This is a genomic window from Alteromonas sp. G4i13, from assembly GCF_054960505.1.
In genome coordinates this window covers 84,409-108,444 of sequence record NZ_JBHNYX010000009.1, presented here as the reverse complement: position 1 = coordinate 108,444, position 24,036 = coordinate 84,409, and the positions used below count along the sequence as shown (strand labels likewise).

Annotated in this window: 26 protein-coding genes; 24 read left to right on the top strand and 2 right to left on the bottom strand. The window is 46.1% G+C overall.

Annotated features, from left to right (window positions below; translation table 11 throughout):
- The 4 genes from traN (at position 1) to ACFI6J_RS06465 (ending at position 6,773) form a co-directional block, all read left to right on the top strand.
- Positions 1 to 3,693: a conjugal transfer protein TraN gene (gene traN / locus ACFI6J_RS06480; RefSeq protein ID WP_462585843.1), complete on the top strand. Its 3,693-nt coding sequence runs from the start codon at positions 1 to 3 to the stop codon at positions 3,691 to 3,693.
- 349 nt (positions 3,694 to 4,042) lie between these two features.
- Complete coding sequence (locus ACFI6J_RS06475) at positions 4,043 to 4,837, top strand: ABC-three component system protein (RefSeq protein ID WP_087504532.1); 795 nt, start codon at positions 4,043 to 4,045, stop codon at positions 4,835 to 4,837.
- A gap of 17 nt (positions 4,838 to 4,854) precedes the next feature.
- Positions 4,855 to 5,088, top strand: a complete 234-nt coding sequence (locus ACFI6J_RS06470) for an ABC-three component system middle component 6 (RefSeq protein ID WP_087504533.1) — start codon at positions 4,855 to 4,857, stop codon at positions 5,086 to 5,088.
- Complete coding sequence (locus ACFI6J_RS06465) at positions 5,079 to 6,773, top strand: DUF2326 domain-containing protein (protein WP_462585841.1); 1,695 nt, start codon at positions 5,079 to 5,081, stop codon at positions 6,771 to 6,773. The genes ACFI6J_RS06470 and ACFI6J_RS06465 overlap by 10 nt, the downstream gene beginning before the upstream one ends.
- A gap of 231 nt (positions 6,774 to 7,004) precedes the next feature.
- On the opposite strand, the gene ACFI6J_RS06460 is transcribed toward ACFI6J_RS06465, so the two are convergent.
- Positions 7,005 to 7,949, bottom strand: a complete 945-nt coding sequence (locus ACFI6J_RS06460) for an IS5 family transposase (protein WP_462585839.1) — start codon at positions 7,947 to 7,949, stop codon at positions 7,005 to 7,007.
- A gap of 80 nt (positions 7,950 to 8,029) precedes the next feature.
- Entirely contained in the window at positions 8,030 to 8,632 is a 603-nt protein-coding gene (locus tag ACFI6J_RS06455; RefSeq protein ID WP_117286407.1) for a hypothetical protein, read from the bottom strand.
- A 367-nt stretch (positions 8,633 to 8,999) separates the two neighbouring features.
- Here ACFI6J_RS06455 and ACFI6J_RS06450 point away from each other — a divergent pair, with 367 nt between their 5' ends.
- From ACFI6J_RS06450 to ACFI6J_RS06355, 20 genes are all read left to right on the top strand, one after another.
- Entirely contained in the window at positions 9,000 to 9,326 is a 327-nt protein-coding gene (locus ACFI6J_RS06450; protein ID WP_140587197.1) for a plasmid-related protein, read from the top strand.
- A gap of 15 nt (positions 9,327 to 9,341) precedes the next feature.
- Positions 9,342 to 9,761, top strand: a complete 420-nt coding sequence (locus tag ACFI6J_RS06445; RefSeq protein WP_462585836.1) for a single-stranded DNA-binding protein — start codon at positions 9,342 to 9,344, stop codon at positions 9,759 to 9,761.
- A 79-nt stretch (positions 9,762 to 9,840) separates the two neighbouring features.
- On the top strand, positions 9,841 to 10,659 hold the full coding sequence (gene bet / locus ACFI6J_RS06440) for a phage recombination protein Bet (protein WP_000414662.1): 819 nt from the start codon (positions 9,841 to 9,843) through the stop codon (positions 10,657 to 10,659).
- Between the two features lie 81 nt (positions 10,660 to 10,740).
- Complete coding sequence (locus ACFI6J_RS06435; RefSeq protein ID WP_015066581.1) at positions 10,741 to 10,884, top strand: hypothetical protein; 144 nt, start codon at positions 10,741 to 10,743, stop codon at positions 10,882 to 10,884.
- 60 nt (positions 10,885 to 10,944) lie between these two features.
- Positions 10,945 to 11,961 (top strand): YqaJ viral recombinase family nuclease, encoded by a 1,017-nt coding sequence (locus ACFI6J_RS06430; protein ID WP_067206279.1) that lies wholly within the window; start codon positions 10,945 to 10,947, stop codon positions 11,959 to 11,961.
- Between the two features lie 209 nt (positions 11,962 to 12,170).
- Complete coding sequence (locus ACFI6J_RS06425) at positions 12,171 to 13,130, top strand: AAA family ATPase (protein ID WP_067206276.1); 960 nt, start codon at positions 12,171 to 12,173, stop codon at positions 13,128 to 13,130.
- Between the two features lie 2 nt (positions 13,131 to 13,132).
- Positions 13,133 to 13,897 carry a hypothetical protein gene (locus tag ACFI6J_RS06420; RefSeq protein ID WP_447018000.1) on the top strand — a complete coding sequence of 255 codons (765 nt, stop codon included), beginning with the start codon at positions 13,133 to 13,135 and terminating at the stop codon, positions 13,895 to 13,897.
- Between the two features lie 98 nt (positions 13,898 to 13,995).
- The gene (locus ACFI6J_RS06415; protein WP_000027441.1) at positions 13,996 to 14,949 is read left to right on the top strand and encodes a DUF3150 domain-containing protein; all 954 of its coding nucleotides are present in this window, start codon (positions 13,996 to 13,998) and stop codon (positions 14,947 to 14,949) included.
- A gap of 61 nt (positions 14,950 to 15,010) precedes the next feature.
- Positions 15,011 to 15,451 carry a hypothetical protein gene (locus ACFI6J_RS06410; RefSeq protein ID WP_436596888.1) on the top strand — a complete coding sequence of 147 codons (441 nt, stop codon included), beginning with the start codon at positions 15,011 to 15,013 and terminating at the stop codon, positions 15,449 to 15,451.
- A gap of 69 nt (positions 15,452 to 15,520) precedes the next feature.
- A complete protein-coding gene (locus ACFI6J_RS06405; protein ID WP_436596887.1) occupies positions 15,521 to 17,176 on the top strand; it encodes a VWA domain-containing protein in 1,656 nt (551 codons plus the stop codon).
- An 86-nt stretch (positions 17,177 to 17,262) separates the two neighbouring features.
- On the top strand, positions 17,263 to 17,760 hold the full coding sequence (gene radC, locus ACFI6J_RS06400; RefSeq protein ID WP_012368361.1) for a RadC family protein: 498 nt from the start codon (positions 17,263 to 17,265) through the stop codon (positions 17,758 to 17,760).
- Positions 17,760 to 18,101, top strand: coding sequence for a hypothetical protein (locus tag ACFI6J_RS06395; protein WP_045611062.1), 342 nt, complete (start codon positions 17,760 to 17,762; stop codon positions 18,099 to 18,101). Before radC ends, ACFI6J_RS06395 begins: the two co-directional genes overlap by 1 nt.
- 91 nt (positions 18,102 to 18,192) lie before the next feature.
- Positions 18,193 to 19,260 carry a DUF7146 domain-containing protein gene (locus tag ACFI6J_RS06390; protein WP_462585830.1) on the top strand — a complete coding sequence of 356 codons (1,068 nt, stop codon included), beginning with the start codon at positions 18,193 to 18,195 and terminating at the stop codon, positions 19,258 to 19,260.
- An 89-nt stretch (positions 19,261 to 19,349) separates the two neighbouring features.
- Positions 19,350 to 20,057 (top strand): hypothetical protein, encoded by a 708-nt coding sequence (locus ACFI6J_RS06385; protein WP_000989526.1) that lies wholly within the window; start codon positions 19,350 to 19,352, stop codon positions 20,055 to 20,057.
- Between the two features lie 173 nt (positions 20,058 to 20,230).
- Positions 20,231 to 20,581 carry an ArsR/SmtB family transcription factor gene (locus tag ACFI6J_RS06380; RefSeq protein WP_287554670.1) on the top strand — a complete coding sequence of 117 codons (351 nt, stop codon included), beginning with the start codon at positions 20,231 to 20,233 and terminating at the stop codon, positions 20,579 to 20,581.
- A 10-nt stretch (positions 20,582 to 20,591) separates the two neighbouring features.
- Complete coding sequence (locus tag ACFI6J_RS06375) at positions 20,592 to 20,996, top strand: arsenate reductase ArsC (protein ID WP_287554669.1); 405 nt, start codon at positions 20,592 to 20,594, stop codon at positions 20,994 to 20,996.
- 41 nt (positions 20,997 to 21,037) lie between these two features.
- Positions 21,038 to 22,054 carry an ACR3 family arsenite efflux transporter gene (gene arsB / locus ACFI6J_RS06370; protein WP_462585828.1) on the top strand — a complete coding sequence of 339 codons (1,017 nt, stop codon included), beginning with the start codon at positions 21,038 to 21,040 and terminating at the stop codon, positions 22,052 to 22,054.
- A 26-nt stretch (positions 22,055 to 22,080) separates the two neighbouring features.
- On the top strand, positions 22,081 to 22,569 hold the full coding sequence (locus ACFI6J_RS06365; protein ID WP_462585827.1) for a phosphatase domain-containing protein: 489 nt from the start codon (positions 22,081 to 22,083) through the stop codon (positions 22,567 to 22,569).
- 70 nt (positions 22,570 to 22,639) lie between these two features.
- Positions 22,640 to 23,056, top strand: coding sequence for an arsenate-mycothiol transferase ArsC (locus tag ACFI6J_RS06360; RefSeq protein WP_287554663.1), 417 nt, complete (start codon positions 22,640 to 22,642; stop codon positions 23,054 to 23,056).
- A 132-nt stretch (positions 23,057 to 23,188) separates the two neighbouring features.
- Positions 23,189 to 23,791: a tyrosine-type recombinase/integrase gene (locus tag ACFI6J_RS06355; RefSeq protein ID WP_287554661.1), complete on the top strand. Its 603-nt coding sequence runs from the start codon at positions 23,189 to 23,191 to the stop codon at positions 23,789 to 23,791.
- The last annotated feature ends 245 nt before the right edge of the window (positions 23,792 to 24,036 follow it).

The window sequence follows — 24,036 nt, the reverse complement described above, 5'->3', positions numbered from 1 at the left end:
ATGAAACCAACATTTTTTACCCGAGTGTTAGCGGGTATTTTATCTATCACTATGGCGTGCTTGCCCTTACATGGTGTGGCCGCTGATGTGCAGCGCCAATCCGGTCTAAGCGGACAACAGGAAGGTAAGCAATTGCTGCAAAACTGGACGATGCCCGCACTCAATGGCAATACATTGTCGGTGCCGAATGGCAGTGGTAATGAGTCCATTAACTTGCAAGAGCTTTTCCCTGGTATGGATCAGGGCTCATTGGATGTCTTAACGGGCGTTTATGGCTCTGATGCCAGTATGAATCAATTGGGGACGCAGCGCCAAGAGAGCATGGCATCCGAAAGTGGCGCTACGAGTGAGGCGTTTCGCTCGCTCCAGCAAATCAAAGACAGGTCTCGGCCAGATATGGTCAATGATCCGCTTTGGGCATTAACTGATGCGGTTCAAACTGACCCAAATCTATTAACCCAAAGCTTCCCCGGCTGTGAGTCTCAAGGTGAGGGTAGCCCAAATTACCAGCAATGTGACAGGCTCAATACAGCGGTTAACAGCTGCACTATTACTCACGATTACACGGCAGGCATCATTGAGCATGTTTCAGGGCCGATGAACCTTCGCTCTTGTGGTGAGGGGTGTCTTGAAGTTTGGATAGGACGAATTGGCGACAACTACTGGAGTGGCAGTTGTAAAGTATTTGAACAGGCCATCACACTCAAAGTCGTGAATCCCGATGCGATTACCTCAGCCGTTCTTGAGTACGCAAAATGGGATGACTACATGCAAGTGTGGCTTGGCGATCAGAAAATCTGGTCTGGGCCGAACAATAACTTTCCACCAGAAACGGCTGGCCGCTGCGAGCTCAGTACCAGTTGGGAGCGCAATCCAAATACCGATCTCACTGCTAAGCTAAAAACGGTAGAACCAGGTTTAGAAGTGCCGGTAAAAATTCGCGTATCGGTCACTGGTAGTGGTGAGGGGTATGCACGCATCAAGGTACGCTTTGATCCAACCAAGGTGGTGATGAATGATAGTTGGTCGCCGCAATCCTGTATCGAACAAGCAGCGGATATTCCGACAAAGTTTTCAGACTACAGCATTCAATGCACGGATCAGCCTTCTTCAACCAACGGATGTACGGTGGTCAATGGTGTTTCAGTTTGTGAATCCTACTTTGCCCCAAGCCCTGTGACTGGCATATCGCCTTTGTGTCGGCGTGTACAAGTCAGTGTGGATGACGAAAGCTATAAGGGGATTGAAAATCAGGCCTGCCAAGTGCTTGAAGCGAATCCTTCCTGTGGCTTCATGTCGTCAGAATGTGCCGAGACCAATGATAAAGGTGAATGCATTCGTTTTACCGATACCTATGACTGTGGATTGCAAACCAGCGATCCAAAGTGTGTGGTATCCAATCTTATGCCGAGTAGTTTTGAGGCCTGTGAGCCTACTCAGACGATTACGCCATTTACTGAAACCAAGCATGTACCGGATTACCAGGTGTGCGAGAAGATCAGCACGCTTACTCAGTGTCAGTTAGAGCGACGTGTATCGGCTGAAACCCATCAACAAAGCTGGTCCATTGAGCGTGGTTGCTTTAGCTCCGAAACGCTCAGTTTTGTTCCACAGCACAGCAGTACTATGCAAACTGGAAACGCGACGCTGAGGATTTTTGATAATCAAAATACTGAGATAAAAATCACCGAGTCGCCATCCAAGGTAAATGGTTGGAAAACGACACTCTCACTGACGGGCAATAAGGAAACGGTGACTGAGACGAAGTCATCCATTAAATACCCTGAAATGACGTGTCCAAAAGGAACCTTGGTTGGTTCATTGTGTAAAGTCGTTAATGGGTCGATTATTTCGTGGCATGAACCCCAGGAGGTCACTCGTTCCAGATGTGAGTCCGGCTGGAACAAAGTCGATTTCGATACTTGCAGCCGAGAAGTTCAGAAGTGTTTGGCTCCTGCGAAACTGAGCGCTTCATTGGCCTTCTCTGGCAAATACTTAGAGCAGGTGGTTGTTCATCAATCAAGTGATCTGGGCATAGACCAATGCTTGATGCAAACGGATCAGTTTACTGCGGTGCAGTGGCAGTGTTTGGATACGGGCACAAAACGAATCGACGGGTTAACGGTTGGTAGTGGCGAGTTGGCCAATCTTGGAAGCCTTTATCCGGCGGTTGTTTCGTCTCCTGCTCATTTAACCAGTCGTGGGAGCTCTGATGGACTGGGGCTCTCATGCTGGAGGGCAAGAGCGACCTACAATGCTTCGACTGCTCATCCAGAGTTCAACATGGGCAGCTCAGATAGCTGGGTAGATGCCAATGGTAATACACAAACCATCGTCAATAACGGACAAAACACGACCACCAATACGTGTTCCGCGCTAGAGCAAAACCCGGCCTGCCAGTACGTCAGAACCGAATGCACTGAAGGCGGGGCTGGTCATGAAGGCTTCTGTTATATCCAAAGTTTGGTGTATGACTGCGGACAAAGCGTTGAAGTGCAAAATGCACGAATGGAAACTCAATACAACTGTGAGGGGCCAGTTCGCTGTATGGGCACAGATTGTTTAGAGCCAGAGTCAATCAAGCAGGCTAACTTTGCAGAAGCCGCTGCGATGCTTAATGCGGCGCAGTTTATGACCAATGATATGTCATGCACGGGAGCTGATGGCCAAGACAACGTCGAGTGTACGGTCTTTAAAGGTAATGCTGGCCAGTGCAAAAAAGCCGTTGGAGGCATAGTAGATTGTTGTGAAAAGCCAAGTGGCGTGTCGTTATCGGATTACATCACAATGATTGTGGCAGTTAACAAGCTTGATACGGCAGTCATGGCCATGAATCCGTCTTCTGCAATCTATGGTTCGTGGAATACGCTTAGGGAACCGATAACGAGTACTTGGAGTGCGGTTAAAGAGCCTTTTGTGTCTGCATGGGACTCTCTCATGGGGGCTGGGCCATCAACGGCTGCTGGCGCGGGAGCGGAGCAAGCTGCGACTGGCTTCATGCAGGTATTGACCAACAAAACGGCTGAGTGGGTAGGCTCTACCTTTGGTTCGGGGGCGCAATCGGCACTGTTTAGTAACGTTGGTGGCGCTGTTGGAGCCGATGGTGTTGTTTCGGGTGGTAACTTCGCGCTGGGTGGCGCTGCTGGCGCGGTTCTGAGTACGGTTATGACGGCCTACATGATTTATTCAGTCACCATGATCCTCATTCAGCTTATCTGGAAATGTGAGCAGAGTGAGTTTGAAATGAACGCCAAGCGGGTATTGAAGAGTTGCCACTATGTAGGCTCTTACTGCAAGTCTAAGTTCTTAGGTGCCTGTGTTGAAAAACGGCAGTCATATTGCTGCTTTACTTCGCCACTTTCACGGATCATTCAAGAACAAGTACGTCCTCAATTGGGCCTTGGTTGGGGCAGTGCGAAGTCACCAAACTGTGAAGGTTTGACCGCGAGTCAGTTAAACCAGGTAGATTGGAGCCAAGTCAATCTGGATGAATGGATAGGTATCTTGTCGATAACAGGCAACCTACCCGAAGTACCGTCACTGGATCTGGAACGACTCACAGGCTCAGGAAGTACGCTAAACGTTGATGGAAACCGTCAAAGTGCCGCAGATAGAGCCATTGAAAGGCTAAACGGAATGGATGCTCAGAAATTACGCCAGGAGGCGACGGAAGAAATTTCGGGGAATAATTGAGCGTCCTCTTAGAAGGCTTTGTACTGTAAAGCCTTCTAAGCAATGATGGCAATCACAACGTTGTTCGCCCAAATCCAGATTAAGCTGATGGTATTCTTGTCTAGCTACGTTGAACCAATAGCTATCTGAATTTGGTCCATAATGGTATCATCAGAAGGTGAAACCTTTTTGTTGTAGTTAGGATTTTTGAACTTTGTAGTTTCAGCGTAACATAAGCACTATGATCAAACTGGACAAAGCCTCTTTATGGTAAAGCTGATAGAGGATAAATCGAGGAATCGAGTTCTGAGCTTGTAAAAAGTGATATGGGAATCAGACTTTTATAATAACAAAATATTGGATTGGTAAAATGGGGAAGCAAGCAAGAAATTACTCGCCACTTACGATAAAGAAGCTCTATGCCTTATCTGGGAATGAATGCTCATTTCCAGGTTGTTCAAAGCAAATGGTGAGCCAAAGTAATGCTAAGAACTCTAATATTTGTCATATTGAAGCTGCTAATCCAGATGGGCAACGCTATAGAGAAGATATGACGGATAAAGAAAGGGCTGACTATGAAAATCTGATTTTACTTTGCGTAGATCATCACACTGAGACAGATGATGTGCATAAGTATACTGTGGCAACGTTAAAAAAGATGAAAGATGAACATGAAGCAAAAATTGCTTCTAGAAATCTTGGTCGTTCTCCTTCCATGTTGAAAGTTGCTATCAATAAAATATCAGAAATTGGACTAAGTGGCTTAAAAGATACGGATGCTTCCAAAAGTTTTAATATAACGACTAAGTTAGACTATAACGGCGTAACCAACAAGCGCAGATTAATTAACGACTTAAAGGTTTACTATCATAAGTTGAATACGCTTTATGATGAATTAGATCGCGCAGGATCTTTGAGAAAAGAGAATTTGTTAGACAACATTCGACATATCTATTTAGATGTGTCTGGACGATATATAGGTCAAAGTGATGATTATATGCCCATTATAAGGCAGCATTCAGATTCTATTTTTGAAGAGGTCTTTAATGAATTGCTTCAACTTGTTGATTTTGGAGATGTAAGTTTAGAGGAACTTTCACCAGCTTTAAGAGTTGTTATGGTTGATGCATTTATGAGATGCAAAATTTTAGAAGAACCGATTTAAATAAGGGCCAGAGTTAGATGATTATTAGTAAGAGTACCAACCCAGACAATGATTTATATGTGATTGGTGCGCATATTATTGATATTCTTCAATCTACGGGTGAAAATTCGATCGATTATTTTGAGCTTCATCAAAAACTTAAGGTTCATGTTGATGTTTCAATGCAGATATTTTCTCTTTCGGTAAGCTGGCTTTTTTTGTTAGGTGTTGTAGATAAAAATGACGATGGAGCAATAAAAAAATGTTTTTAGATTCATTAATCGTCAAAAATGGTGAGCAGACAATTAGAGAAATTAAGTTCCACAAAGGTATTAATTTGATTGTGGATTATACTGCGCCTAACTCAAAAAAAACAGACTCAGGAAACAGTGTTGGAAAAACTACGGTTTTGAGATTGATAGATTTCTGTTTGGATGGTAGTGCAAAAAATATATACAGTGACCCAGAGTTCAAAGATTCTAATGAAAAAATCAAGGGTTTTCTAACTCAGCAGAATATTTGCATAAATTTAAATCTGATTGAAGATATTGATAATTCTGATTCAAGAAGAATTTCGATATGTCGAAATTTTTTGCAGCGTTCAAAGAAGATTCAAACAATAAATGGAGAGAAGTATTCAAACGATGAATTTTCTTCAAAATTAAAAAGCCTTATATTTAAAACTGTTTCTGAGAAACCTACTTTTAAACAGTTGAAATCCAAAAATATTAGGGACGAGAAGAATAAGCTTGTAAACACTATTCGCGTGCTCAGTCCATATGATACAGATGTTGCCTACGAAACCCTTCATCTATTTTGGTTTGGCATAGACATCAATCAAGACAAAGATGAGTTGGTGCGTAAGCAAAACTTAGAAAATAGGCTGCAAGCGCGTCTGAAAAAGGAAAGTACGCTTTCTCAAGTCAAGCAAACACTTCTAATAGTAGATAGTGAAATTGAAAGACTTACAGTCAAGAAGGATAATTTTAATCTAAATCCCAATTATGAAAGTCAGTTAGATGAACTAAACGCTGCAAAACAGCATGTTAATGCTCTTAGCGAAAATATTTCTCGTTTAGAATTAAGGAAAGAGCTTATTCTTGAAAGCATCGATGACTTAAATAGAGGATTTTCGAGAGCAAGTGCTGAACACATAAAAAAAATGTATGAAAAAGCGAAGTCGTTGATTCCTAATCTCCAAAAAAGTTTTGAAGAAACGCTTGAATTTCATAATAATATGATTAAAGAAAAAATTGACTTTATAAGCCAGGATTTAAAGCAGCTGGATGAGGAGCTGTTTGCAGATAAGAAAAGTCTTACATATTATTTGCTTGAAGAAGAACGACTCTCTAAAGAGCTTAAAAAGTCGGGAGCTGTGGAAGAGCTTCAAGATATAATCAGTGAATTGAATGGTTTTTATGAGCAAAAAGGAAAATTAACTGAACAGAGAACAGTATGGGAGAAAAGTAATAAGGAGCTTGAGGAGATTGAGAAATCTTTAGTAAAAATGTCTAATGAAATTGAATCGAAAGACATGTTGATTCAAGAAAAAATTGCTGATTTCAATAAGATTTTTTCAAAATTTTCTAGCAAACTAGATGGTGTACATTCCTTGCTGAGTGCCGAGCCTGACAATGGCATTTATAAGTTTTCAATATCTAATATTGAGGGTAATCCTGGAACAGGCACAAAGAAAAGTCAGATGGCATCTTTTGATTTGGCATATATAGCCTTTGCTGATGAAAACAAAATCCCTTGCTTGCACTTTGTACTTCAAGACCAAATTGAGAACGTGCATGCAAATCAGATAACTAACTTGTTCACTGACTTAGTGAATCAAGTTAACTGCCAATATGTTCTACCTGTGTTAAGAGACAAGCTACCAAATGATATTGATATTACGCATTTGGAAGTGCTTTCACTATCAAGCAAGGACAAGTTTTTCAAGTTGTCGTGATATCCTCAATGAAGAAACTAATCTGGTTCAGTGGAGTGCAAATTCAACTTCGAAGAGCCCCTTCGAAAGGGGCTGGTTGATGGGAGCCTAGGGAAGGTCTGAATAACTGCCAATTTTCACCAGCATCGGCATAAACCGGCAAAAATATGAAATTCAGACGCTATTTTCCCCGTTGCTTGCATATTTTTTGCCCATTCCCCGCCATTTTGGCGGAAAACAGGCGCACTGGCCCTATGCCAGAAGGTATTTTTCACCAATAAGCAGGTTGCTGAACGCGGCCAGCAAATGCAACCGGTTGTTGTTCTTGGCCAAGCCGCGATAGCGAACTTTGCTGTAGCCAAAGACCTGCTTTATGTACCGGAATGGATGCTCGACCTTGGCACGAACGCTGGCTTTGATTTTCTCGGCTTTAAGCTTTTCAGCATCCAGCGTTTTTCGTGCCCCAGGGCGCGTAGCGATGTACCACGATACGTTCTGGCGGTGCTTATGTTCAGACCGCTTTTGAATACCGAGGTAGCCGGCATCGCCGAAAACCCGTTGCTCTTCACCATGCAGCAGCTTGTCCGTGGGCACAATGTCGTGCACGTTGGCAGCGGTGGTATCAATACTGTGGATCAGGCCCAGCGTGTCATCGACGCCGATGTGCATCTTCATTCCGAAGCGCCACTCATTGCCCTTCTTGGTTTGATGCATTTCCGGATCACGCTGGCCGGTCTTGTTCTTGGTGGAACTCGGTGCAGAAATGATGGTGGCATCGACAATACTGCCTTCACGCAGCATCAGGCCGTTTTTCTCAAGATGCTTATTCACTTCTTTGAACAGTACCTTGCCAAGGCCATGCTGCTCCAGAAAATGGCGGAACTTAAGAATGGTGGTTTCGTCCGGCAGACGATCCAGCTTCAGTCCAGCAAACTGGCGCATGGATTCGATCTCGTACAGGGCGTCTTCCATGGCGGGATCACTGAGGTTATAGAACAACTGCATGCAGTGAACTCGCAGCATGGCAGACAAAGGATACGGGGGCCGTCCGTTCTGACCCTTGGGATAATAACGGGCTACCTTTTTCTCCAGCTGCTTCCACGGAATCAGGTTGTCCATCCGATCCAGAAAGATCTCGCGACGTGTCTTGCGCTTCTTGGTCTGGTACTCGGCTTCGGAGAAAGTGATCTGATCCATAAAAGCACGGAATCCTATGCAGTTGACGATGGCCGTATTATCGCTGATTTTGGGGACTTATTCAGAGTCTCCCTAGTTGGCTAGTTGGCGGGGGTATCTGTTTCCTCTTCAGTGATATCGTCATCGGTTGAAGGCACCGCTTGTTCAACTTCTGCTTCTTTACCCTTAGCTTGAGCTGATTTTCGTGCTCGAATTTCGATATCAATAATGCGCCGAGCCAGTTTGATAATGCGCTGTTGCCATGCGTAGTTGCCATCAACGCGATGCTTGTTGCTAAGCACGCTAGATAACCAGAGTGTGTCCATTGAGATCATCAACGCATCGAGTTTGCGAACTAAGCCGACAAACTGGCCAACTTGGGGCGAGCTGATTTTAGCGTTGAAGGTGATCGGGTCGGTGTAGTCAGGTACTTCATCGATGCCGTTGGACTCCATCAGTTTGTCCAAACGAGCTTGTTCGTTGTCTACCGCCTTAGCGCAATCCTCGATCAACTGGCTAATGATCTGTTCCACTTCATCAATTTCGTTCTCATCGCCAATGATGCGCAAGATAACATCGATTCCATAAAGCGCACTGACCGTCCGTCTAAACACACGGTCAACGACACGTTGCGCCTGTAAGCTGTTAATTGTGAATGATTGTTCAAAGATGGGTTTTGAGTAATTGGGTTTTGCTTGGGCCATAAGTTTGCTCCTGATATGACAATAATCAGTCCCTAGCCTAATCCTCTGTGCGGTAATGGCCTTTCAGCTAGGTGGAAGAATTGAGCATCTTTCTAACTATCCTGTCTGGATAAGACGGTTACACTGACTATCAAATATTGCTGATCTGTTTCAGTGATATCTGCGCCTGAGAGCATGAGCTCAAAGGAAGCCCGCCGCTGAGTATTCTCAGTGGTACTAAGAGGTAGCTAGCCTCCTTAAACAAATAGCCTGCATGTTTTTACATGCTCAACCATGCGTTCCTTACGGTTCGCCTTTTCACCACCCAACTGGGGGAGTTTTCCCCAGTTGGGGGTGACTCCTTCACAACTTAATTAAGGAGTCACCAATGGAATATATCTTCGGATTTATTATCCAAATAGCAGGCATTATGTTGCTTGCAAAACTGAGCTGGTCGCTTTTGCGATTGGTTGCTCGTCAAAGCGTGCGCCCGTTGCGATTTGTACTTACTCAAATCAAGCGGTTGCTCACACCAACACCAAAACGTCGTCCAATGGCAGTGCCTAAAGCTCCTGGTATGCCCCGTTTGACATCTGCGTTTTACAAAGAGCCACATCAGTACGACATGGCTTTACTCGAAATACCAACCTATCTGCGTCGTCAGTCTTCTTTGCCCAGCCGGGTAGAAGCAACTGTGTGCACAGAGTTCAACTAAGACGAGGAGAACATCATGAAAAACCAAGTAACACTCATAGGCTACGTTGGCTCTGAGCCAGAGACGCGAGCCTATCCATCAGGTGACTTGGTGACCAGCATTTCGCTGGCCACTTCTGAGAAATGGCGCGACCGTCAATCCAATGAGCTCAAAGAGCATACGGAATGGCATCGGGTCGTTTTTCGAGATCGTGGTGGATTTAAGTTAGGGCTAAGAGCAAAAGATTTAATCCAAAAAGGAGCGAAGCTTTTTGTTCAAGGTCCTCAGCGCACGCGCTCATGGGAGAAAGATGGCATTAAGCATCGATTGACCGAAGTGGACGCGGACGAGTTTCTGCTTCTTGATAGTGTGAACAAAGCATCTGAGCCATTACCGGCGGATGATGCGAGCTCCCAAGCTAATTGGGCACAAACTTATCCTGAACCAGATTTTTAACCGAGCGAAAACGCTTTAACCCAGTCGGGAGTACTTTCCCGTCAGGGGCAGACTCCCACTTTGATTGTCGGAGTCCATAATGGAAAAACCAAAGCTAATCCAACGCTTTGCTGAGCGCTTTAGTGTCGATCCAAACAAGTTGTTCGATACCCTAAAAGCAACAGCATTTAAGCAACGTGACGGTAGTGCACCGACCAATGAGCAGATGATGGCGCTCTTGGTGGTTGCAGATCAGTACGGCTTGAACCCTTTCACCAAAGAGATTTTTGCATTCCCTGATAAACAAGCTGGGATTATTCCAGTGGTAGGTGTCGATGGCTGGTCTCGCATCATCAATCAACACGACCAGTTTGATGGCATGGAGTTTAAGACTTCAGAAAACAAAGTCTCACTGGATGGCGCGAAAGAATGCCCGGAATGGATGGAATGCATCATCTACCGGCGCGACCGTTCGCACCCAGTCAAAATCACTGAATACCTGGATGAAGTCTATCGACCGCCTTTTGAAGGTAACGGCAAAAATGGCCCTTACCGTGTAGATGGTCCATGGCAGACGCACACTAAGCGAATGCTAAGACATAAATCCATGATCCAGTGTTCCCGCATTGCGTTTGGCTTTGTGGGAATTTTCGATCAAGACGAAGCGGAGCGAATTATCGAAGGCCAAGCAACACATGTTGTTGAGCCATCGGTGATTCCACCCGAGCAAGTTGATGATCGAACCCGAGGGCTTGTTTACAAGCTTATCGAGCGGGCGGAAGCTTCAAACGCTTGGAATAGTGCATTGGAATATGCCAATGAACATTTTCAAGGTGTTGAACTGACGTTTGCGAAACAAGAAATATTTAATGCACAGCAACAAGCAGCCAAAGCGCTCACACAGCCTTTAGCTTCTTAGCGCCACGCATTCATTTTACTAACCCTGGCGGGATTATTCTCCCGTCAGGGGGAAGGTCTCGTCTTTTTTTGGAGATCTTCCATGACTAAATCAGCCTCACTTTTTCGCTTGGTATTGGTTGTTGCCCTTGTCTTAGGTTCGATTCAAGCCGGTAAAGCGGCAATTGATTCGGTTCAAGCAAGTGTTGTTCAGCACCAAACAGCGTTAGCACAAGCTGCAAAGTAACCACTTAACCCTGAAGGGGAGTTCTCTCCTTCAGGGGAGTCTCCCTTCAAAGGAGGCAATATGAAGGTTATCGACCTATCACAACGTACTCCTGCATGGCACCAGTGGCGCATTGCAGGGGTTACGGCATCTGAAGCCCCAATTATTATGGGGCGTTCACCCTACAAAACACCTTGGCGATTATGGGCAGAAAAAACCGGATTCGTATTACCGGAAGACCTGTCGAATAATCCAAATGTGCTTCGTGGTATAAGGTTGGAGCCTCAAGCAAGGCGAGCATTTGAGAATGCGCATAATGACTTTCTTCTGCCGTTATGTGCAGAAGCCGATCATAACGCAATCTTTCGAGCCAGCTTTGATGGCATCAACGATGCGGGCGAACCCGTTGAACTGAAATGTCCTTGCCAGTCAGTTTTTGAGGATGTGCAAGCTCACCGAGAACAAAGCGAGGCGTACCAGTTGTATTGGGTGCAAGTACAGCATCAAATACTGGTCGCCAATAGCACGCGAGGTTGGTTGGTTTTCTATTTTGAGGATCAACTGATTGAGTTTGAAATACAGCGAGACGCGGCGTTCTTAACTGAGTTGCAAGAAACAGCGCTTCAGTTTTGGGAGTTAGTACAGACCAAAAAAGAGCCGTCAAAATGCCCTGAGCAAGATTGTTTTGTTCCCAAGGGTGAAGCCCAATACCGTTGGACATCGCTGTCTCGACAGTATTGCTCAGCACATGCCGAAGTGGTCCGACTGGAAAATCACATTAAATCTTTGAAAGAGGAAATGCGAGACGCCCAGTCAAAATTGGTCGCCATGATGGGTAACTACGCTCATGCCGACTATGCTGGGGTCAAACTCAGCCGCTACATGATGGCGGGCACGGTGGACTATAAGCAATTGGCCACCGATAAGTTAGGCGAGCTGGATGAACAGGTTTTAGCCGCTTACCGAAAAGCGCCACAAGAGCGGTTGCGCATTAGCACCAATAAGCCAGAGCAGCCCGTTGAAACACCAATCAAAATCAGTCTTGAGCAAGATAACTTGGTTCTGCCAGGTGACTCGCCGAGCTCATTTTACTTTTAACGTTCACTTGGAGCCGATTTCGGCTCCTTTCTCATGCGCTTACATCGAGTGCATCAGAAAGCAGTTTCACTCGTAGCCAATGCTGGGTACGAATGATAGAGCGAGCTGAACTCTTACATACACAGCCATACCACAATCAACACACCACCCGACGGGGACTTCATTCCCTGTTGGGGCATGGGGCCTCGTTAAAACTAATGAGGTTTACCATGACAGAACAATCCCCATTTTTGGTTCAAGTGAATCAAGCGTTTAATGTCCCGGCTCCTGATGCTTTCGTTCTGGAAGGATATGGTGCCGACACTACCCATCCAAACATTCCCGTTCGCAAGGACGAGTATGTTTTTAGAAAAGAAGACTTACGTGACGTATTGGCGTTCTTGTCTCACCCAGACGGTGACGGTTTGTATATTACAGGCCCCACGGGATGCGGTAAGACCTCGCTAATTTGCCAAGTTGCTTCTCGATTGAATTGGCCTGTTCAGCAAATTACTGCGCACGGTCGATTGGAGTTGTCCGATCTTATCGGTCACCACACACTGGTTAATGGCAACATGACCTTTGTGTATGGGCCGCTGGCACTGGCTGTCAAGCATGGCCATTTGCTGATCATTAATGAAATGGATCTTGCTGAGCCTGCTGAACTGGCTGGGCTCAATGACATTTTGGAAGGTGCCCCGTTGGTCATCGCACAAAATGGCGGTGAGATCATCATGCCACATGCCAAGTTTCGTTTTATCGCTACCGGCAACAGTGCGGGCAGCGGTGACCAAACGGGCTTGTATCAAGGTGTGCTCCAACAGAATTTGGCTTTTCTTGATCGCTTTAGAATCATCGAAGCGACCTATGCAGAGCCTTCTGTAGAGGAAGCCATTCTGGAGAACGTTGCGCCGGGCTTGCCAGAAGTCTTTCGCCAGAAAATGGTGAAAGTGGCTGGTGACATTCGTCGTCTCTTTATTGGGGGCGCGGATGGCGGTGCTGAGCTTAGTATCACCATGTCCACTAGGACCTTGGTGCGCTGGGCAAAGTTAACACTTGCTTTCAAAGGTGCTCCTAACGCAGTGGAGTATGCACTGGTTCGGTCTTTGACGGCTCGTGCTGAGTTGGAGCAACGTGAAGCTATTCACCGTATTGCCGCTGATGTCTTCGGTGACCACTGGGAGGATTGATGATGGAAAAGTGCTTTGCTCTTTACCGTTACAGTCATTCTGATGGGACAGCCAAAGAATGGGCCATTTACGTTGGATCAGACACCCAGGAGATTGAAGTTCGGTTTGGAAAAGCTGGTCAAATGTCGCAGCAGCGATTGATTGACTCGACTGATCCTAACGCTGAAGCAGACCGACGAATCAATGAGAAAATCAACAAGGGTTATCGATTTGTTGGACAAGTCGGCATTGATCATCAAGGGCGGCCATTTGAACTCTCAAATGCGCTAGATAGCGTCGCGTGCGCCAATAACGTCAGTTGGGAGTTTCGTACTCGCAAGGACGTCAATGGCCAAATCTCGCTGGCTCAAAAAGCGTTGTTCGATATGGCAAAGCTGCTTGAAGCCTATGGCTTGGCTGTTATTGATGATAACCAGGTCAGGATTGGAAAATGGTCATTAGGGTTTTGCAAAAGCGGATTACCTAGTACCAATCAAATCAGCATGGTGTCAGGTGAAGGCGCTGGCATTGTTAACACTGATGATGGCCCGTGGCCATTGTTGCTGTTACTGGCCTTTAAGCGTCAATTACCACCATTGTGTTCGCTCACAGTAGCGAGTCCTGAAGGGATAGAAGTATCCGACCAACTGAAGTTGGAAAAAGATGTATTGCGGTTGCTAGGCAGTGATTTAGAGCGGGTTCGCCCGATTGCTGAAGCACTGGACTTAATGCCTGCGAAAATCGATCTCAACCAATCGTCGCCTGATTCGCAAAATTACTATTTCTGATAGTGGTATTGCCATTAGCGCGTCAACTACTACCACCCAAACGGGGGCCATTGCTCCTGTTGGGAGTGGTGCGTCCCCATCTCGCATGAGGATGCACTATGAGTATTCAAACCCTCGACAAACTTTTGATTTGTCACATCGACTGTTCCATCTGGAGCGGTAGAAAAAAACTAAGGCCTGAAGATTTCAGATTAGCCAATGGCAGCCAACTTCCACCGAAGGATGTTGCCAGCTTAGGGAGTAAAAAAATTTGCGACCCAGAGGCATTGGCGAACTTTGAACGGCTTAAAAAAGAAGCGCAGCGCTTGTGTGAGCAAGTCGGTGTGCGGTTTTTAGGTGGCTATGCCGTCCCTGAAGACCGAATTGATCAGATTGTTCCAGAGCTTGACCGGATCGGTCAGGAGTTTGCGCAGTGTAAGCAGTTGTTCTTGGACAACTATGATCAGGTGACGTTTGACTGGGTTGCGAAACACCCGGAATTTGCAGATGCAATCCGGCGTGCGCTGTCACCCATCGAAGACGTGGAACAACGGCTTCAGTTCGATTATGCCATCTATCGAATGCAACCGGCTGAACAAGCTGGAGGCTTAGATGACAAGGTCAATGGTATGGGACACACCCTCTTTAGGGAGGTGGCTCGTGATGCCAATGAACTGTTTGAGCGTTCCGTTGCAGGCAAGAATCAAATCAGTCAGCGAGCCCTTAATCCGCTCAAGCGATTAAGAGACAAGTTGGATGGTTTGTCCTTCCTGGATCATCGAGTTCAGCCGATGGTTGAAGCGATGGACAATTTATTTGTTCGTCTGCCGAAGACCGGCCCTGTGACAGACAATCTCTATCACGAACTGATGGCGACCATTTTAATTTTGTCTGATCCAGACAAGATGAGAATGCACGGTGAAGGTCAATTGGATATCAGACAACTGATGCCCAAACCTGAACCTAAACCCGCACAGCCAGTATCTGCTCAGGCAGATAACTTACGTGCAATACCACAACCAACCGTCAGACCAAACCTTGGTTCGACTGTACCAAACTCATTTTATTTCTAACGTCCTTGAGGGCATGTTGCCCTTAAGGGCGCATGTCCTCTGAACTATGTAAGAGGAAATTATGCAATCAACCATCCATAACCCCAGCCAACTGAACCAGTTTGAAGCACATTTTCGTGGTGTGACTGATGCGGTTGAAAGTGAATCGATACCAGAAGTGGCGTGTTGTCGAACGTTAGTACAACGGTCGTACTCAACACATAGTGTCTTGATCCCCAAGAACCCTGTTTTGATCGCAGATGCGGACGCACAAGGAGTTTGGGTAACGGCCATGGTATTTGTTCCAAACATAGCATTGCAGCAAACCGCTTATGAGCGGGCCTGGCTGCAATATCAACACGAGGTGTCTACTCAGTTACAAGACCAGTACGGTCTGACATTGGATGACATCCTGAGTTTAGACCAGCTTAAAACGTCATTTGAGCAGCACGAGAGTCCAGCTCAATTGGTGGCTTGGTTAGGTCAAAAATACGACCTGGATAAGCTAAAAGCACAGGTTTAAACACTTACATTCCCAGCGGGGAAACGCTCCCGCTGAGGGAGTATTCCCCCTAATGATTAGGAGACTCCCATGAATCATCCATTAAAAAACGCACTGCCAATCGTTGCCGCCGCTTATGGCGAAAAGTTTGGTGTGAAGGTGCTTATTCAAGGACAAGATGCGTTTACCGATGGTGAGCGGATTGTGATCCCAACAGCAAACCCAGACGACCCACACTATCAACAGATAGCTTGGGGTTATCTGGCTCATGAAGCGGCGCATATTCGGCATACCAATTTTGACATGGTGAAGAAGGCGTCGTCTAAGCCGATCCGTAAGGCACTTCTCAATATTATTGAGGATGTGCGCATTGAAAACGAATTGGCAAGGGATTACCCCGGAACCCGGCGCAGTATTTCGCTAGTGATTGAGTACATGGTGGACACACAGCAAATGTGTGTACCTGAACAGCCTGAGCCTGCATCTAACTTGCAAGCCTGGTTGTTGTTTCGCTTGAGATGCCATTTTCTGGGCCAGAAAGCGCTGACGCCTTTGTATCAAGCTGTTGATGAAAGAGTGAGACAACTCTTTCCTGCCGCAGCGATGAGCCGGTTAAGCGCCATGCTGACAGCAGTGCCTAGCCTGGCATCTACAGGTGAAGTGCTGAAACTTGTCGATGCCATCGTTGCCATGTTGGAAGAAGAATCTCGTCCACCACAGGATGAGTCTGATGCTGATGGCGGTGATGACATTGGACAAGATGCGAGTAATGACAGCAATAGCAGTAGTGACAGTCAAACCCCGGAAACAGGTTCGTCTGTAACAGGGGATGCTGCTGAAACGAGTGATTCTGATAACTCTGATCAAGCTGACAATTTGCGACAAGCCTTAGAGGCCAGTGCCGCTCAGTTTGAACCCGATACCTTTGCCCAAGTGGCAGAAGTGTTGTCGGAACAAGCTGAAGGACATCAGGGCGTCACACCTCTCAGTTTGCCCCAAGCAGAGCAAGCTATGTTGGGTGATGAGGCCATCTTGACCTTATCGGCGTCTGAGTCGGCTCAAATTCGAGCCCGACTTAGGGGCATGGTTCAGTCCAGTCAGGACAATCGGAATCATGCCAAAAGGCACGGTCTTCGAGTTGCAACTCATCGTCTTGCCGCTTCACAAGCAGGTGAGTCGAGATTGTTTATTCAAAGGCAACCTCGCATTGCGCCCAATGCTGCTGTGCACTTGCTTGTCGATATATCGGGCTCAATGGGTAAGCCCATTGGCGAAGGTAATCGAAAGTACTTTCATGTTGCTAATGAAGCCGCTTTGGCTTTGGCCATGGCACTGGAAGGCATACCGGGTGTTGTACCTGCGGTCAGTTATTTTCCTGGTATTCATCAGGAAGTTTCTATCGCGTTATTGCCCAAGCAATCGGTTCGACATCGGGCCGCCTGTTTTGACCAAAAACCACGAGGTTGTACGCCTATGGCACAAGCTATGTGGTTTGCGGCAAACAGTTTGTTAGCGCAAAAACAGAAGCGAAAGCTAATGATAGTGCTAACGGATGGTGACCCAGATGATTGGGCTGCCACGCATGACATTGTTGACCGGTGCAGACGAAGTGGCTTTGAGCTGCTGGGAATAGGGATTCAAACACGCAGTGTTGAGAAATTCTTTCCTCAAAGCATCGTGATTAACGACGTCAAAGATCTGAAGCGTGAGTTATTCGAAGTAACACAACAACTGTTAATTCAGTAACCACATCAATTTTACCACCCTGCGGGGACGATTCCGTCCCCTTCAGGGCATGGGTTCGTCTCCGCTTTTTTTTTGGGGAGACTCCTATGAAAAACAAAAAGTTCTTAGCTGGCGAAGAAGCCGGTACTTACATCGTTCCTGAGCAAGTGACTGAAGCGGATATCTTAGATATGGCGCTCAAGCTTGCCCGTGGTCGATTGAGTAAAGGTCGCAAAATTGAACAGCCATCGTCGGCGTTCTCATACCTGCAAACACTGATGCACGAGTATGAGCACGAAGTCTTTGGTGTGCTGTTTCTTGATACAAAGCATCGCGTTATTCGATTTGAAGAGCTATTCAAAGGCACTTTAGATGCTGCGAGCGTGTATCCAAGGGAAGTAACAAAACGAGCGCTAGAATTCAATGCGGCAGCAGTGATACTGGTTCATAACCATCCATCGGGTGATCCTGAGCCAAGTGAAGCTGATAAACGCATTACTCATCGACTCCGTGACGCCTTGTCACTTGTTGATATTCGAACGCTTGACCATGTCGTGGTCGCATCCGAGGGCTGCGTTTCGCTTGCCGAACGCGGTTATCTTTAATGAATGGGCGTATTGCCCATTCTCCTACATCACAAAAGCAGTCCCATCAGCACACATCATCACAGCTCGAATTTCTATTTGAGTTTGATGATGCCCCAGTCACTTGGTCTGACGCGGAAATCTGGCAGTTACGCGAAGGCATTCTATTGGATGCGATCCGTGTATTGCTGGACGGTCGTGTCAGTACTCGATTGCGAAAGGATGTGTTGTCGTGGATTCAAAATGACGAAATTGCGCCATTTTGCTTTCGTGTTTGCGCAATGGCTGCGGTTGTCGATCCTGATGTGCTTCGTGATTCCATCATGTGGCTATTAAGACGACATGGTATCCAGCTTGACTAATGTTCCTGCATTAACCAAACGGCTCAATTCAGGACCCAAGCTGACTTTTATCACTTGTGGTAGGAGTCGGCTTTTTACTTAAGGAGGTTATATGGCGTTACCTTTACAAATTGAAACAGTAAGGCCATATCTTAATGGCCAATGGCTTCAAATACTGGCGGCGTTGGTGCCAGAACTTGATGCCGCTATTGCTCGAAAAGGCCGTCATGTGGCTTGCCCTGTTCATGGCGGTCGTGATGGCTTTAGGCTGTTCAAAGATGCTGAATATACCGGAGGTGGCGTTTGTAACACCTGCGGGATCTTTCATGATGGCTTTGAACTGTTGTCTTGGATTAATGGATGGAACTTTGCTCAGTCTATTGAAGCAATCGGTCAAGCTCTAGGTATTCAACCCGGACAAGTACCAACTCGGGTAATACCGAGTAACGCTGTTGACTGGAAGGCTAGAAAGCAGGAAGAGGACAAAGCGATTATCCATCGCTTGAATCAAACCTGGGGAGAAACGTTATCCCTTGCAGATACTCGTGCGCAACCGGTTTGGAACTACTTGCGTCGTCGTGGCATTGTTACCCGGCTTCGTCCTGAATGGGATTCGGTGCTGAGGTTTCATCCAAACTTGCCTTACCATGATGAAGATGGCCTGTTTATCGATAGTTACCCATCTCTGCTAGGTAAAATCGTTACTCGACAAGGGCGTTCGGCCACGTTTCATCGGATCTACCTAAGTGAAGATGGATTCAAAGCGCCGGTTGAAAAGCCTAAAAAGATGATGCCGATACCAAGTGACAGAACAATCACAGGTGGTGCCATTCCTATAGGTGAGCCTGGTGAGGTATTAGGTGTTTCTGAAGGCATCGAAACAGCTTTAGCGGTTACCAGAGCTACGGGACAGACATGTTGGTCGGTTGTGAATGCAACGCTACTGGCTAGGTTTGAACCACCAAGTAATGTGAAAATGCTGTACATCTGGGCAGACCACGATCTCTCTGAGACTGGCCTGAATGCAGCGAATGAACTCAAGAAAAAAGCCTGGCAGAAAGGCATTCTGACACAAGTCCTGATCCCTCCGATACCAACGTCACTCGGCGTGAAAAGTTGGGATTGGAATGATGTACTGAATGTTTACGGTGCCATGGGCTTTCCGAAAGTTCATATCTGATCCAAGGGGCTTCGGCCCCTTTTTTTGCGCCTTGCATATTTGAAAAAACATGGAGAATGAAAAATAGATAACCAATAGGAGAAACAAACATGATGGTATTAACCCTGTTAACAAAGCAGATTGATGGTGAGTTTACGGTTTACTGGAAGACCGGCCTTCGAAGAGGTGGCGAGCTAAAGGTCAATTTAGGTGAGCAATACGACAAGCTACCTGAGCAGCAAAAGCCAATTGCAGCTGAGCTTTATGCTATTCATCACCTACTGTCAATGAAAGAGGTGATGGGGAGTAACCGAAGCGGTAATGGGCTTCAAATCCGGGTCAGTAAAGGAGCCATCAAAAAGTTACAGAAACAACGCTCAACTCAGCATTCACTTTACAGCCTGACTAGGTTCTTGCTCACCCGTTACCAGGAAGCACAGATCTCGGTAGAGAAACGGGAAGATTGGCTCTCATATTCCTTTGAAGAATACAGCGTCGATAATGCTACTGTGAGAGAAATCGATGAGGTAATAAATGTTCCGAACATTGGACCTGTCGTGGTGACTCGTCATGCACTAGAAAGATTCGTGGAAAGGCTTTCAGACGGTGTACCTAAGCATCCTTGGAAGGCTTTGTGCACAAAGCTGTTATGTTCTGCGCTAACTAAAGCCGAGTTACCAGAAAGCGTCGCTACTAAAAAAGCAAAAAAATATGCACAAGAGGCCGAATTCTGGCAGCACGTGGAGAGCAAGATGTACTTTGTTATGATTACGGGTGACTCAATGAAGACATTGGTTACGGTTTTTGCAGTAAAGTAAGCTAATGTAGTATTCGCACTTTATGAATATTACTTATGTGCCAATAGCAGTCATTCGTTGCTCCAGTTTGTCATGCTTCCACTTGATAGACTAACTCTCATGTTGCTTTGAACTTGACTAGTGTTTAACGGTTCTTTATATTCGTTTATCGTCGAATAACGATATTGATATCTATGAGCACTCTTAATTCAGTCTCCAATGATCAACTGGCCGCTATCGCCAAAGCGATTGCACATCCTGCCCGCATACAAATTATCCGTCTGCTGCTGAGCAAGCCTTCCTGTATTGGTGGTGAAATCACCAGTGAAGTTGGTCTTGCACAATCAACCGTGTCGGAGCACTTACGCATATTAAAAGCGGCAGAAATCGTTACCGGTGAAATAGAGCATCCTCGGGTGTGTTACAGCCTCAACCCTGAACAACTATTACCGCTACTGGATTTGCTACAACAAATTGCCAGCAGTCAGGTTACTAATGATGAAACGTGCTGTGTTTCAACAAACGACAAAATGGTGTGTAAGTAACGGTGTAACCATGAAGAACATTCTCTTTTTGTGCGTGGCAAACTCGGCCCGTAGTCAGATGGCCGAAGGATTAGCCAGACACTATCTGCCAGCGGATATCGTCGTGCAAAGTGCTGGCTCTGAACCCTCGGCACTTAACCCCTATGCGGTTAAGGCAATGGCTGAGCTGGGTATTGATATCAGCACGCATTATTCAAAAGCGGTTGAGGATATCGACAGCCGTGCCGTGGATGCGGTTATCACTTTGTGTGCAGAAGAAGTGTGTCCGGTATTTCTGGGCAAAGTGCAGCGGTTACACTGGCCGATAAATGAGCCTTCCGCAGGCCGGGAAACACCAGAGCAGTTATTGCAGGGGTTTCGCATTGCCAGAGATGAGATTAGGCAGCATGTCTTATCGCTCTCCGCATTGCTGTAAGTTCTTCGAACACGGTTTGTACTAAAGGGGACGAGTGAAATATGGGGATTTTTGAGCGGTATTTATCAGTGTGGGTGGCGCTATGTATTACCGCAGGTGTTGTGCTTGGCAATCTAATGCCCAGTGTGTTTCATGCGATAGCGGCGATTGAATACGGGCAAATTAACTTAGTAGTGGCACTGCTGATTTGGTTAATGATTTATCCCATGATGGTACAGATAGACTTCGGCGCAATTAAGGACGTAGGCAAAAAGCCAAAAGGTATCATGCTTACACTGGTGATGAACTGGTTGGTTAAACCTTTTACGATGGCCGCACTGGGCTGGTTGTTTTTTAAGGTGTTCTTCGCAGGGTGGGTTGACCCACAAAGTGCCAATGAATATATCGCCGGTATGATTTTACTCGGTGTTGCGCCCTGTACGGCTATGGTGTTTGTCTGGAGCCAGCTGACCAAAGGCGATGCCAATTACACCTTGGTACAGGTGTCGGTAAACGACATCATTATGATTTTTGCCTTTGCCCCCATCGCTGCATTGCTATTGGGCGTCAGCGATATTGTTATTCCGTGGCAAACACTTTTCTTGTCTGTGCTGTTATATGTGCTGTTGCCACTTATTGCCGGTGTTATTACGCGCAGACAGCTTAATAAAAGCGGCGCAGAGCAGCGCATCACGGCGTTTTTAACAAAGGCGAAACCGTGGTCGGTTATTGGTCTGTTGGCGACAGTTGTGTTGCTGTTTGGCTTTCAGGCGCAAACTATTGTCGCCAAACCGCTGGTTATTTTGCTTATTGCTATTCCGCTGTTGCTGCAAACCTACGGCATTTTCGCCATTACCTATGCCATTGCCAAAAAAATGCGCTTGCCACACAACGTTGCTGCACCGGCTTGCATGATTAGCACCTCTAACTTTTTTGAACTGGCTGTCGCAGTTGCTATAGCGCTGTTTGGTTTAAACAGCGGTGCAGCACTGGCAACCGTGGTGGGTGTGCTTGTTGAAGTGCCGGTGATGTTGTCACTGGTGTGGTTTGCCAATCGAACCCGGCACTGGTTTAACTGACGCTTATTACTGACTAGGGAACTACTATGCAACACCCATTTGATTATCTGGAACTCAATACTGGCACGCTGATGTTCACGCCTTGTCCGGGCACCAAAGGCGTCAGTCTGTCTGACAGCATTGGTCAGCTTAAAGCAGCAGGCGCGGCTGCCATCATTACACTGATGCCAACACATGAACTAGAGCAAAATGATGTAGCGCAGATTGGTGTTATTTGCGAAGAGCTTGGCTTGGAATGGTATCAGTTACCGATAGAGGATGACTGTGCGCCAGAGCAGGCATTTGAAGCGGCATTTACCGACTATAAGGCGTCGATACTTGCTTTGCTGCAAGCAGGTAAGAAAGTGGCTATTCACTGTAAAGGTGGCTCTGGGCGAACCGGACTCATGGCGGCAATACTAATGACTCAGCTTGGTTACGGCAAAACCGAAGCGCAAGCCATAGTGCAGCAGCTTAGACCCAAAGCGTTGTGCCATCCGGTACATCAAAGCTATTTCGCAAAGTTTACCGGTTGATTATTCAACCAGTACCTAACCCAAACCGCACCAGCAATACACTGGGTGCATAGCTAAACGGAGTATCGTGATGAATAAGCCAAACTTAGTTTTTGTATGTACCGAGAATTCTGCACGCTCACTGATGGCAGAGGCCATTGCCCGTCAAAAGTATAGCGACCGCTTTAACGTATTCAGTGTCGGCACTGCACCGACAGTGCCTGATGAACGTGCGATAAAGGCGCTACAACAACATGGCTTTACAACAGAAGGTCTAAACTCAAAGTCTTTTGCCGCACTAGAAAATGCTGAAATCGATTACGCCATCATCTTGTGTGATAAAGCTAAACAGGAATGCGCTCAGGGCTTAACTGCCAAGCATATATTAAGTTGGGATTTTCCTGATCCGAAAACCGGCAAGACAAGCAAAGCGTTTGATACAACTATCCATGAATTGGCAGACAGGCTGAAAATGTTTGTTTTGCTCTTTGATAAAGAGTCTAAATGAATAGAGCAAAGTGGCCTAATTTCATCAACGTTTAGTAGCAGAATAAGGCTATAAACCCAAGTCTGCTACTTGCGCTACTACCTCATCGATGCCAACCATAATTATTTCTCCTTAATATACGGGAGAACTGCTATGACGCATTCACCATGGAATAAAGATCGTTTAGTTGGACAGAAAAGACCACTTCAGATATCACATATCTGGGGCATTCGAATAAGGCTGGAGCTAGAAGGAAAGACTCGAGATCTGGCGCTTTTTAACTTAGCGCTTGATAGTAAACTTCGGGGTTGTGACCTAGTAAAGCTCAAAGTATCGGATATCACTTGCGGGCGCTCAATTCTAAGCAGAGCACATGTAGTACAGCAAAAAACCGGGACTCCGGTACAATTTGAGATTACGAGCGGTACTAGAGCAGCTGTGGCGGATTGGATAAGAAAGGCCAATTTACGTAGCAGCGATTACCTTTTCAAATCGCGTGTACTTTCATCTCAACATATCTCGACGAGGCAATATAATCGTATTTTTCATGGTTGGATAAGCAAATTAGCGCTGGACGACTCTCTTTACAGTACCCACTCGATGAGAAGAACCAAGCCATATCTTATCTACAAAAAGACAAAAAACCTCAGGGTAATCCAGCTTCTGCTCGGTCATAAGAAGTTGGAAAGTACAGTTCGTTATCTCGGTATTGAAGTTGACGATGCTTTAGAGATTTCTGAGTCAATTGAAGTTTGAGCGGGACAGGGCTGTAACAGCAGCCCTGTACCAAAAGCGGACACTTCTAGTCAATGGTGAGCAACGAATTTATAGCTTGCACAAATATCAGATGCACCTAAAAGTATTTGTAAGTTTAATTAAAGCAATATAGCTGACGAATCCCCACGAATGGCGTAGATAAAACAAATAGTTAGAGGCGAAGGGAACATTCATGGCAGTTCCCGATCTGATCTTTCGCCAAAAACACCTAACCATGAATGCTG

Excerpts from the sequence above, each read along its gene's own strand:
- traN (WP_462585843.1), top strand. The coding sequence starts at position 1 with ATGAAACCAACATTTTTTACCCGAGTGTTAGCGGGTATTTTATCTATC.
- ACFI6J_RS06445 (WP_462585836.1), top strand. The coding sequence starts at position 9,342 with ATGAAAAACCAAGTAACACTCATAGGCTACGTTGGCTCTGAGCCAGAG.
- ACFI6J_RS06475 (WP_087504532.1), top strand. The coding sequence starts at position 4,043 with ATGGGGAAGCAAGCAAGAAATTACTCGCCACTTACGATAAAGAAGCTC.
- ACFI6J_RS06425 (WP_067206276.1), top strand. The coding sequence starts at position 12,171 with ATGACAGAACAATCCCCATTTTTGGTTCAAGTGAATCAAGCGTTTAAT.
- ACFI6J_RS06395 (WP_045611062.1), top strand. The coding sequence starts at position 17,760 with ATGAATGGGCGTATTGCCCATTCTCCTACATCACAAAAGCAGTCCCAT.
- bet (WP_000414662.1), top strand. The coding sequence starts at position 9,841 with ATGGAAAAACCAAAGCTAATCCAACGCTTTGCTGAGCGCTTTAGTGTC.
- ACFI6J_RS06375 (WP_287554669.1), top strand. The coding sequence starts at position 20,592 with ATGAAGAACATTCTCTTTTTGTGCGTGGCAAACTCGGCCCGTAGTCAG.
- ACFI6J_RS06460 (WP_462585839.1), bottom strand. The coding sequence starts at position 7,949 with ATGGATCAGATCACTTTCTCCGAAGCCGAGTACCAGACCAAGAAGCGC.
- ACFI6J_RS06365 (WP_462585827.1), top strand. The coding sequence starts at position 22,081 with ATGCAACACCCATTTGATTATCTGGAACTCAATACTGGCACGCTGATG.
- ACFI6J_RS06390 (WP_462585830.1), top strand. The coding sequence starts at position 18,193 with ATGGCGTTACCTTTACAAATTGAAACAGTAAGGCCATATCTTAATGGC.
- ACFI6J_RS06385 (WP_000989526.1), top strand. The coding sequence starts at position 19,350 with ATGATGGTATTAACCCTGTTAACAAAGCAGATTGATGGTGAGTTTACG.
- ACFI6J_RS06415 (WP_000027441.1), top strand. The coding sequence starts at position 13,996 with ATGAGTATTCAAACCCTCGACAAACTTTTGATTTGTCACATCGACTGT.
- ACFI6J_RS06435 (WP_015066581.1), top strand. The coding sequence starts at position 10,741 with ATGACTAAATCAGCCTCACTTTTTCGCTTGGTATTGGTTGTTGCCCTT.
- ACFI6J_RS06380 (WP_287554670.1), top strand. The coding sequence starts at position 20,231 with ATGAGCACTCTTAATTCAGTCTCCAATGATCAACTGGCCGCTATCGCC.
- ACFI6J_RS06430 (WP_067206279.1), top strand. The coding sequence starts at position 10,945 with ATGAAGGTTATCGACCTATCACAACGTACTCCTGCATGGCACCAGTGG.
- ACFI6J_RS06450 (WP_140587197.1), top strand. The coding sequence starts at position 9,000 with ATGGAATATATCTTCGGATTTATTATCCAAATAGCAGGCATTATGTTG.
- ACFI6J_RS06465 (WP_462585841.1), top strand. The coding sequence starts at position 5,079 with ATGTTTTTAGATTCATTAATCGTCAAAAATGGTGAGCAGACAATTAGA.
- ACFI6J_RS06455 (WP_117286407.1), bottom strand. The coding sequence starts at position 8,632 with ATGGCCCAAGCAAAACCCAATTACTCAAAACCCATCTTTGAACAATCA.
- radC (WP_012368361.1), top strand. The coding sequence starts at position 17,263 with ATGAAAAACAAAAAGTTCTTAGCTGGCGAAGAAGCCGGTACTTACATC.
- ACFI6J_RS06420 (WP_447018000.1), top strand. The coding sequence starts at position 13,133 with ATGGAAAAGTGCTTTGCTCTTTACCGTTACAGTCATTCTGATGGGACA.
- arsB (WP_462585828.1), top strand. The coding sequence starts at position 21,038 with ATGGGGATTTTTGAGCGGTATTTATCAGTGTGGGTGGCGCTATGTATT.
- ACFI6J_RS06355 (WP_287554661.1), top strand. The coding sequence starts at position 23,189 with ATGACGCATTCACCATGGAATAAAGATCGTTTAGTTGGACAGAAAAGA.
- ACFI6J_RS06360 (WP_287554663.1), top strand. The coding sequence starts at position 22,640 with ATGAATAAGCCAAACTTAGTTTTTGTATGTACCGAGAATTCTGCACGC.
- ACFI6J_RS06410 (WP_436596888.1), top strand. The coding sequence starts at position 15,011 with ATGCAATCAACCATCCATAACCCCAGCCAACTGAACCAGTTTGAAGCA.
- ACFI6J_RS06470 (WP_087504533.1), top strand. The coding sequence starts at position 4,855 with ATGATTATTAGTAAGAGTACCAACCCAGACAATGATTTATATGTGATT.
- ACFI6J_RS06405 (WP_436596887.1), top strand. The coding sequence starts at position 15,521 with ATGAATCATCCATTAAAAAACGCACTGCCAATCGTTGCCGCCGCTTAT.